This is a genomic window from Candidatus Methylomirabilota bacterium (genome assembly GCA_035936835.1).
In the GTDB taxonomy this organism is placed as follows: Bacteria; Methylomirabilota; Methylomirabilia; order Rokubacteriales; family CSP1-6; genus AR37.
The window spans coordinates 1-8700 of sequence record DASYVT010000225.1 but is presented as its reverse complement, the minus strand read 5'-3'; the positions used below and the strand labels follow the sequence as shown (position 1 = coordinate 8700).

Genomic DNA, 8700 nt, shown 5'->3' with positions numbered 1-8700 from the left:
GACAGTCAGCTCGAGAGCGGCCTGGGCGTTACCCAGGCCGGCAGCCGCGAGACAGTGAGAGCTGATCGCGCCGATCGGCACGCGATAGAGCGCCCCGGGGTTGACTGCCGCCCCCGGGAAGTCGCTCCCCCCACGCGCCAGGTACATGCAGAGCGCGCGGTGCTCGGGGACGAAGACGTCGGTGGCGCGCACGGACTTGGAGCCGGTGCTCCGCATGCCCAGCACCTGCCAGTCGTCCACGATCTCGTAGTCGCTCTTCGGCACGAGGCACATGCGGTGGTCCACGACCCGGTCGCCGTCGCGAACGATCACGGCCAGCATGTTCCAGTCCGACGGATCGACGCCGCTCGAGAAGTTCCAGTAGCCGCTCACGACGAAGCCGCCGTCGACGCGGCGCCCCCGCCCCTGAGGGTATGCGATGCCGGAGGCGATCAGCGCGTCGGGGTTCTGGCCCCAGACCTCCTCCTGGGCGCGCGGGTCGTAGAGGGCGAGGAGCCAGTGATGGACCGCGAGGTTCGCCACGTTCCACGCCGTCGAGGCGCAGCCGCGCCCGATCTCCGCCGGGATGTCGAAGAGCGCCACGAAGGGCAGCTCCATGCCGCCCCAGCGCCGGGGCTGGTGGAAGCGGAAGAGCCCCGCGCGGTGGAGATCCGCCGCCGTCTCCTTCGCCATCTCGCGGAGCGTCTCGGCGCCGGCGGCGCGCTCCCGCAGCACGGGAACGAGCGCGCCCGCCCGCCCCATCGCCTCGTCGCAGCCGACGTTCTCGAAGCCCATTGGTGTGCCGAGGGTAGGGCAACTCACGGGGTGCGCGCAAGCGCCTGTCCGCGCTACACTGGCGCCCGGTTCAAACCCCATGAGGAGGGCGCCATGGATGCCAACGTGAAGAAGACCGTGCTGCGCATGATTCCTTACGGCCTCTACGTGCTGACGGCCAAGGGCAAGGATGACGCGGTCGCTGCGGCGACGGTGAACTGGGTGACGCAGGCTTCGTTCGCTCCGCCGCTCGTGGTCGTCGGCGTCAAGGCGGACTCGCACGCGCACCCGCTCATCAAGGACTCGAAGGCCTTCGCGCTCAACGTGCTGGGCAAGGTCCAGGGTCCCATGGCCTTCACCTTCTTCAAGCCGGCAGTCCGCGACGGCCTGACGATCTCGGGCGAGCCGTTCCGCTGGGGCGTGACGGGCGCGCCCATCCTGGAGCGGGCGCCGGCCGCGATCGAGTGCCGCCTCGTGGACAGCGTCGAGCGCGGTGATCACTCGATCTTCGTGGGTGAGGTGGTCGAGGTGGCGCTGGCCAGGCAGCCTGAGGGCCGGGCCGATGACGTGACCCTGTGGCTGAAGGATCTCGGGCCCAACATCTTCTACGGAGGCTGAGAGCCCGGGCGAGGCGCCCTAACCCTTCACGCTGCCGGCGGTTAGGCCCTCGACCATGTACTTCTGGAGGTAGATGTAGGCCACGATCACCGGCAGCGTGGTCAAAACCGCTCCCGCCATCAAGTAGCCCCAGCCGTAGACGTCGCCCGTGATGAAGCTGGAGAGCCCCACCGGCAAAGTCCGCAGCTTCACGTTGGTGATGAAGACGAGCGCGTAGAGAAACTCGTTCCACGACTGGGTGAAGGCGTAGAGCCCGGCGGCGAGCACTCCCGGCGCGGCCAGCGGAAGGATGATGCGCCTGAAGGCGCCGAAGCGGGTCGCGCCGTCTATCATGGCGGCTTCTTCGAGCTCCACGGGGATGGACTCGAAGTAGCCCATGAGGAGCCACGTGACGAACGGGATGGTGAACGACGGGTAGGCGGCGATGAGCCCGCCCAGGCTGTCGGCCAGGCCGAGCGTCCTGATCTGGGCGTAGAGCGGGATGAAGAGGATGGATGGCGGCACCAGATACGTGATCAGCACGGCGCTCGACATGAAGGCGCGGCCGAGGAACTTGAGCCGCGCCAGCGCGTAGGCGCCGATGGTGCCGATGGCGGTAGCGAGGAAGGTGCTGCTGACCGAGACGATGACGCTGTTGCCGAACCAGGCCACGAACTCCGTCTTGCCCAGGAGATGGCGGTAGTTGTCGGTCACCACGGGGCTCGGCCAGAACATGCTGACGAGGCTCCGCATCTGCTCCTCGCCCTTGAAGGAGGTCACGGTCATCCAGTAGAAGGGGAAGACCACGATGACGAGGAGGCTCACGAGGAAGCCGTAGGATCCGGCCAGCTGGAGCCGCGCGGCGAAGCCTTTGTTCATGCTCTACCGCGGCCTTTGCGCATGTAGTGCGCGAGGACGATGATGACGGCGGCGAGCGCGGGGAGCATGTAGAGCGCGACGGCGATGGCCTCGCCGAGCCGCTGGGCGCCGAAGGCGATCTCGTAGGTGAAGACGGGAATGACCTGGGTCGCGCCGCCGGGGCCGCCCCTGGTCAGGATGTAGACGATCTGGAAGTCGTTGAAGGTCCAGATGGTCGAGAGGAGCATCACGATGATCACGATGTTCCGGATCCCCGGCAGCGTCACGTGGCGGAAGCGCAGGAGCGGGCCCGCGCCGTCCACGGCCGCGGCCTCGTACATCTCGGCGGGGATGGCTCTCAATCCCGCCAGGAAGCTGATCCCGAAGAACGGGAAGCCGCGCCAGATGTTGACGCCGATCACGGAGGCCATGGCCGTCCCGGGCTCGGATAGCCACCCGACGCCGTGCGGCAGCAGGTGGAAGACCTTGACCAGCATGTAGTTCAGGACACCGAGGCTGTAGTCGAAGATCCACAGGAAGTTGAGCGCCGACACCACGGTCGGCGCCACCCACGGGATCAGCAGCACGCCCGTCCAGAAGCTCCTCCAGCGGATCCCGGTGGTCAGCACGAGCGCCATGACCATGCCGAGCACGAGCTTCACGGTCACCGAGCCGAAGGTGAAGATGAAGCTGTTGATGACGGCGCGCTGGAAGAAGCCGTCGAAGGTGAGCTTGACGTAGTTGTCGAAGCCCACGAACACCGGCGGCACCCCGACGTACTTCCGCGTGAAGCTCAGATAGATCGCGTAGCAGAACGGGTAGGCGACGAGCGTGAGCACCAGGACTACGGTCGGCAGGATGAATAGGAAGCCGAGCCGGTGGTCGGGCCCCAGCATGCGGGCGAGCCCGACCAGCGGCCCTTCGCGCTTCGGGCCGAGCGCCGTCTTCAAGCCGAGCTCGACGGTGCTGATGCTCATGGGAAGGCTTCGGCCGCTAGCTCCGCCGGGCCTTGTAGATCTCCTCGACGCGGGCGTGGGTCTCCTTCAACGCGGCCTCGGGCGAGAGCCCGGCCACCACCACGCGCCCGGCCATGTCGCAGAGGAGGTACTGTGCCTGCACTTCGACGGCGGCGGCTGTGAACGGGCCGGGATAGCCGGTCCACACGCCCCGGAGGAGGTTCTGGAGCATGCCCTGGAAGTTCGGGTCCGTCTTCCAGTACGGGTTGTCGGCTCGCGACTTGTACACGGGTCCGGCCTGGCCAATGGACGCCTTCATGTATTCCTCGAAGCGCTTCTCGTCCTCGACCCAGCGGATCAAGTCCTCACAGAGCTCGACGTGCTTGGTCTTCTGGAAGATGCCCCAGTTGTACGGGCCGGCGAAGACGAAGCTGCCGGCCGGGCCGCCCGGCGTCAGGATCACTTGTGTTTTCTCGGCCAGCGGGTGCTTCTTGGCCACCATGGCGTAGTAGAGGCTCGCACCGTTGTTGGTGCTCACCAGCTTGCCGGCCATGTACGCCTCGTTGTTGGATACGTCGTTCCAGCCCATGACGCCCGGAGGCTGGATCTTGTACTTCTGGATAGTGTCCACGGAGAACTGCAGCGCCTCGAGGTTCTGCTTGAGGAACGTCGTGGCGAGCGCGGGCTTGCCGTCCTTGTCCCAGACACTCCCGCCGTAGTCCCATAGGATGTTCTGCATGTAGCCGTTGCCGTCGTCGCACCGGTTGAGGGTCTGGCCGAAGCCCCAGAGATCCTTCGACGCGTCCTGGCACTTCTTGGCCATGTCGACCACGTCGGGGTCATAGACCTTGGGAAGCTTGACGCCCTTGGCGTCGAGCAGGTCCTTGCGGACGAAGAGGCCGCCGGGGAAGGCCTGGCGGGCGACGCCGAAGTACTGTCCGTTGAGGTTGACCGCCCGCTCGGCGTAGGTGAGCAGTCCGCCGCGCGACGAAGCCAGGTCCTTGGCGATCTTCGTCACGTCCCGGAGCGCGGCCTTGTAGCGCGACGGCCCCTGGTAGTTCATCTCAGCCATGTCCGGCGGATTGCCAGCTTCGATGGCCGCGACGAACTTCTGCTCACGGTCGCCGAAAGTCGCCCAGTCCATGTCGACCTGTACCTTCCGCTCCGCCGCCCAGCTCTCCACCTGCTTGGCGAGGATGTCGTTGCCCGCGGTCACGTAGCTCTTGAACAACCATACCCGGAGCTTGGTCCCGCTCTGCGCATACGCCATCCGCTCGAGCGCCTTGAGGCCCGCGGCGGTGCCGCCCGTGACGACGGCGGCCCTGCGGAGGAACTCGCGCCGGGCGATGAGACCCGCGTCCAGCTTCTCTGCCAGATCCTTCAGTCGGCTGTCCATCTCGTCCTCCTTTGGATGAGGATGGCGTCGGAGCGTCGGTGCCCCGTTGGGTTCGAGGGCAGCTTTCGCGTGGATGCTACCCCAAGGGTGCGGGAGCGCACAATAGCTCAATCTTCGGGCTCGAGCTCGCTCTCGTGCCAGCGGTGAAGCGCCAGCCGGCTGAGCCCGGTCAGGAGCGCGAAGATCAGCACGCCCGCCGCCGAGATCAGGAAGAGCGCGGCGAACATCCGCGGGATCTGGAGCGTGTAGCCCGCCTCGAGGATGCGGAAGGCGAGCCCCGACTGCGCCCCGCCCGTTCCCGCCACGAACTCCGCCACGACGGCGCCGATCAGCGCGAGGCCGCCGCTGATCTTGAGCCCGCCCAGGAAGTAGGGCAGGGCCGACGGCAGGCGGAGGTAGCGGAAGGCCTGCCAGCGCGTGGCGCCGTACAAGCGGAAGAGATCCACCAGGTTCTTGTCCGTGCTTGCGAGCCCCAGGACCGTGTTGGACAGCACGGGAAAGAACGCGACGAGCCAGGCGCAGATCAGGAGCGCCAGCGGGATCCACTTGACCCACAGAATGATGAGCGGGGCGATCGCGACGATGGGCGTCACCTGGAGGATGACGGCGTACGGGAAGAAGGCGCGCTCGATGAACGTAGACTGCGTGAAGACGACGGCCAGCGCGAGACCGAGCACGGCCGCGACCAGGAAGGCCGCGCCCGTGATGGCGAGCGTGACGAGGAGCGAGGGGAAGAGCGTGCCCCAATCGGCGACCACGGTGCGCGCGATCAGGATGGGTCCCGGCAGGATATAGGGCGGGATGCCCTCCACGCGCACCACCGTTTCCCAGGCCGCCAGGGCTGCGAGGCCGACGAGCGCCGGAGCGAGCACGCGGTCCCCGCGCCCGCGCGCCGCCACGCTAGCGGGCCTCCATGGCTTGGGCCAGGAGCGCCGAGACTTGGCGGCAGGCCTCGAGGTAAACGGAAGAGGTCCTGAAGGCCTCGCCGCGCGGCGCGGGAGCGTCCACCCGGAACTCGGCCGCGACGCGCCCCGGCCGGGGCGACAGGACGATCACGCGGCTGCCGAGGTACACGGACTCGAAGACGCTGTGCGTGACGAAGAGCACGGTCAACCGTTGCCGGTGCGCCAGGGACGAAAGATCGTTCTCGAGCTTGAAGCGCGTGATCTCGTCGAGAGCCGCGAAGGGCTCGTCCATCATGAGGATTCGCGGCTGGGTCACCAGCGCCCGCGCGATGGACACGCGCATCTTCATCCCGCCGGAGAGCTCGCGCGGGTACGCGCGCTCGAAGCCCTCGAGGCCGACGTGCGCCGTGGCCTCGCTGACCCGGATATGCGACTCACGTTGGCTCACGGCGGCCAGCATGAGCGGCAGCCGGATGTTGTCCTCCACCCGCGCCCACGGCATGAGTGTCGGCTCCTGGAAGACGAAGCCGAGCCGGCGCGCGCCGCCGTCGGGCGACCACTCGACGCGCCCGTCCGAGGGCTCGGCCAGCCCGGCGATCAGCCGGAGGAGCGTGGTCTTGCCGCAGCCCGAGGGGCCGAGGAGAGTCAGAAATTCGCCCGCCACGACACTCAACGACAGCCGGTCGAGAGCCAGCGTGCCGCTCGGGTAGAGGCGGCTCACCCCCCGGAGCGTGACTATGGGAGTGACGGGGGGCGCGGCGGCCGTCACTTCATCCCGATCTTCTTGTTGACGAACTGGAGCGTGTAGGTGCGCCGGTACTCGAGCGTGGGCGGGAAGACGCCCGCGGCCGACATGGTGTCGAAGAAGTCCTTCCAGCGCGCGTCGGTCATGGCGCCGATGCCGAGCGTGAGCGCATCTCCCGAGACCACGATGCCGTGGCGCTTCATGGCGGCGATCGCGTAGGCGATCAGCGCGTCAGTCATGTCCGGGTTGTCGCGCTTGATGAGGCGATTGGCCGGCCCGGGATCGCCGTCGAGGTAGCCGTACCAGCCCTCGATCGAGGCGTCCACGAAGCGCTGGACCAGATCGGGCTTGTCCCGGACGACGTCGGCGCGTGTCTCGATGGTGGTCGTGTAGCTCGTGTAGCCGCCGTCGGCCAGCAGCAGGACGACCGGCTTCACGCCCGCCTGCTCGGCTTTGAAGGGCTCGCTCGTGAGGTACCCCTGCTGGATCGCCTTCTTGTCCGCGAGGAAGGGCGCCAGCTGAAAGGTGTAGGGGCGGATCTGGGCGTCGGTGTAGCCGAAGCGGTGCTTGAGGAACTGCCAGAACGTCGACTGCGCTCCCGCCGAGATCATGATCGGCTTGCCCTTGAGCGCGGGGAGAGAGTCGTGGCCCTGGCCCGGGTGGGACATCAGGACTTGCGGGTCCTTCTGAAAGATGGCGGCGGTGGTGACGATGGGCACGCCGCTCTGGAGATAGTTGAGCGCGCCGAAGAGGCTCGCGCCCATGTTGAAGTCCAGGCGTCCGGCTGCCAAGAGCTGGGCGCTGTTGATCTGCGGCCCGCCCTGGCGGATCGTGACGTCGAGGCCGCGGCGGCGGTACAGCCCCGTCGCGACGGCCTGGTAGAAACCGCCGTGCTCGGCCTGCGCGCGCCAGTTGGTGCCGAAGACGACCCGGTCGGGCTTCTGCGCCCAACCTGGGGCGGGCGTCGCAAGGACGGACGCGGCGCCGGCGAGTAGCGCCCGCCTGCCAATGTCTATTTGTTCCGCGCTCGCCTTGGAGGCGGTCATAGGTCGTCGTCCATGGTGCCACATTGACAGCCCGGGAGGATCGTAGAACAATCCGCTCCTGTCTCCGTTGCGGGCCCGAGGGCCCGGGAAAGGGCTCTCCCATGCGCACCACCACGCGTCTCCGCCAGATGATGAAGGAGCCCGGGATCATCGTCGCCCCGGGCGCCTACGACGGCTTCTCCGCGCGTCTCATCGAGGCGGCCGGCTTCCGCTGCGTCTACATGACGGGCGCGGGCACGGCGGCCTCGCACCTGGGCCAGCCCGACCTGGGGCTCGCCACCCTCACCGAGATGGCGAACCACGCGTCGCACCTGGCCTCCTGCGTGTCGCTGCCGATCATCGCCGACGCGGACACGGGCTACGGCAATGTCCTGAACGTCGTGCGGACCGTGCGGGAGTACGAGCGCGCCGGCGTCGCGGGGCTGCACATGGAGGACCAGGTCGCGCCCAAGAAGTGCGGCCACATCGCCGGCAAGCAGGTCATCCCGACGCAGGAGTTCTGCGACAAGATCCGCGCCGCCAGCGAGCACCGGACAGATCCGGACTTCGTCATCATCGCGCGCACCGACGCCCGCGCCGTGACGAGCCTGGACGACGCGATCGACCGCGGCAATCGCGCCGCCGAGGCGGGCGCCGACGTCGTCTTCGTCGAGGCGCCGCAGACCGAGGACGAGATCCACCGCGTGGCCCGCGAGGTCAAGGCGCCGCTCCTGGCCAACATGGTCCAGGGCGGGAAGACGCCGGCCGTCAAGGTCGCGGAGCTCGAGCGGATCGGCTTCAAGATCGTGATCTTCCCCGCCGTGTGCATGGCGGCGGCCGTCCCGGCCATGGAACGCGCGCTGGAGTCCTTGAAGGAGACGGGGACGGACTGGCACGACGGGCCCGTGCTCTCGCCCATGGACATTTTCCGCAAGGTCGGCTTCGACTGGTGGCACGAAATCGAAGAGAAATTCGCGCCTCGGTCATGATCCCCTGCACGGACGCGGGATAGTCAGGAGACGCTGCCATGCCCACGATGTTCGAGAAGATCTGGGATCGCCACGTGGTCGCCGAGGGGCCCGGCGGGCAGTCGCTCCTGTACATCGACCGGCACCTGCTCCACGAGGGCGCGACACACGCGTTCGCGCGTCTCAGCAAGGCGGGGCGCTCGGTGCGTCGGCCCGGGGGCCTCGTCGCCACAGCGGACCACTATGTCCCGACGGGGCCGGGGTCGGAGGCGCTGGCCAACGACGAGATCCGCGGCATGGTAGAAGGCCTGACGCGCTCCACGCGGGAAGAGGGCGTCACGCTCTTCGGGCCGGGCGATCCGCGCCAAGGGATCGTCCACGTGATAGGGCCCGAGCAGGGGCTGACGCAGCCGGGCATCGTCCTCGTCTGCGGCGACTCTCACACGGCGACCCACGGGGCCTTCGGGGCGCTCGCGTTCGGCATCGGCTCGACCGAG

The 8700-nt window shown here is 68.0% G+C and carries 10 protein-coding genes; 3 read left to right on the top strand and 7 right to left on the bottom strand.

Features of this window, described 5'->3' with window-relative positions; translation table 11 throughout:
- A partial coding sequence (locus tag VGV06_20555) for an acyl-CoA dehydrogenase family protein (protein ID HEV2057533.1) occupies positions 1 to 801 on the bottom strand: 801 nt, incomplete at its 3' end.
- A gap of 66 nt (positions 802 to 867) precedes the next feature.
- Between VGV06_20555 and VGV06_20550 the strand changes: the two genes are divergently transcribed.
- The gene (locus VGV06_20550) at positions 868 to 1371 is read left to right on the top strand and encodes a flavin reductase family protein (protein ID HEV2057532.1); all 504 of its coding nucleotides are present in this window, start codon (positions 868 to 870) and stop codon (positions 1369 to 1371) included.
- Positions 1372 to 1389: 18 nt separating this feature from the next.
- On the opposite strand, the gene VGV06_20545 is transcribed toward VGV06_20550, so the two are convergent.
- The 6 genes from VGV06_20545 to VGV06_20520 form a co-directional block, all read right to left on the bottom strand.
- On the bottom strand, positions 1390 to 2229 hold the full coding sequence (locus VGV06_20545) for a carbohydrate ABC transporter permease (GenBank protein HEV2057531.1): 840 nt from the start codon (positions 2227 to 2229) through the stop codon (positions 1390 to 1392).
- On the bottom strand, positions 2226 to 3185 hold the full coding sequence (locus tag VGV06_20540; protein HEV2057530.1) for a sugar ABC transporter permease: 960 nt from the start codon (positions 3183 to 3185) through the stop codon (positions 2226 to 2228). The genes VGV06_20545 and VGV06_20540 overlap by 4 nt, the downstream gene beginning before the upstream one ends.
- Before the next feature lie 16 nt (positions 3186 to 3201).
- Entirely contained in the window at positions 3202 to 4560 is a 1359-nt protein-coding gene (locus VGV06_20535; protein ID HEV2057529.1) for an extracellular solute-binding protein, read from the bottom strand.
- A 107-nt stretch (positions 4561 to 4667) separates the two neighbouring features.
- Positions 4668 to 5459: an ABC transporter permease gene (locus VGV06_20530; protein ID HEV2057528.1), complete on the bottom strand. Its 792-nt coding sequence runs from the start codon at positions 5457 to 5459 to the stop codon at positions 4668 to 4670.
- Position 5460: 1 nt separating this feature from the next.
- A complete protein-coding gene (locus VGV06_20525) occupies positions 5461 to 6234 on the bottom strand; it encodes an ABC transporter ATP-binding protein (GenBank protein HEV2057527.1) in 774 nt (257 codons plus the stop codon).
- On the bottom strand, positions 6231 to 7256 hold the full coding sequence (locus tag VGV06_20520; protein HEV2057526.1) for an ABC transporter substrate-binding protein: 1026 nt from the start codon (positions 7254 to 7256) through the stop codon (positions 6231 to 6233). The genes VGV06_20525 and VGV06_20520 overlap by 4 nt, the downstream gene beginning before the upstream one ends.
- 101 nt (positions 7257 to 7357) lie before the next feature.
- Between VGV06_20520 and VGV06_20515 the strand changes: the two genes are divergently transcribed.
- Together VGV06_20515 and VGV06_20510 are read left to right on the top strand one after the other, a co-directional pair.
- Positions 7358 to 8224 (top strand): isocitrate lyase/PEP mutase family protein, encoded by an 867-nt coding sequence (locus VGV06_20515; protein HEV2057525.1) that lies wholly within the window; start codon positions 7358 to 7360, stop codon positions 8222 to 8224.
- Positions 8225 to 8262: 38 nt separating this feature from the next.
- The coding region (locus VGV06_20510; protein HEV2057524.1) for an aconitase family protein at positions 8263 to 8700 on the top strand (438 nt) is incomplete at its 3' end.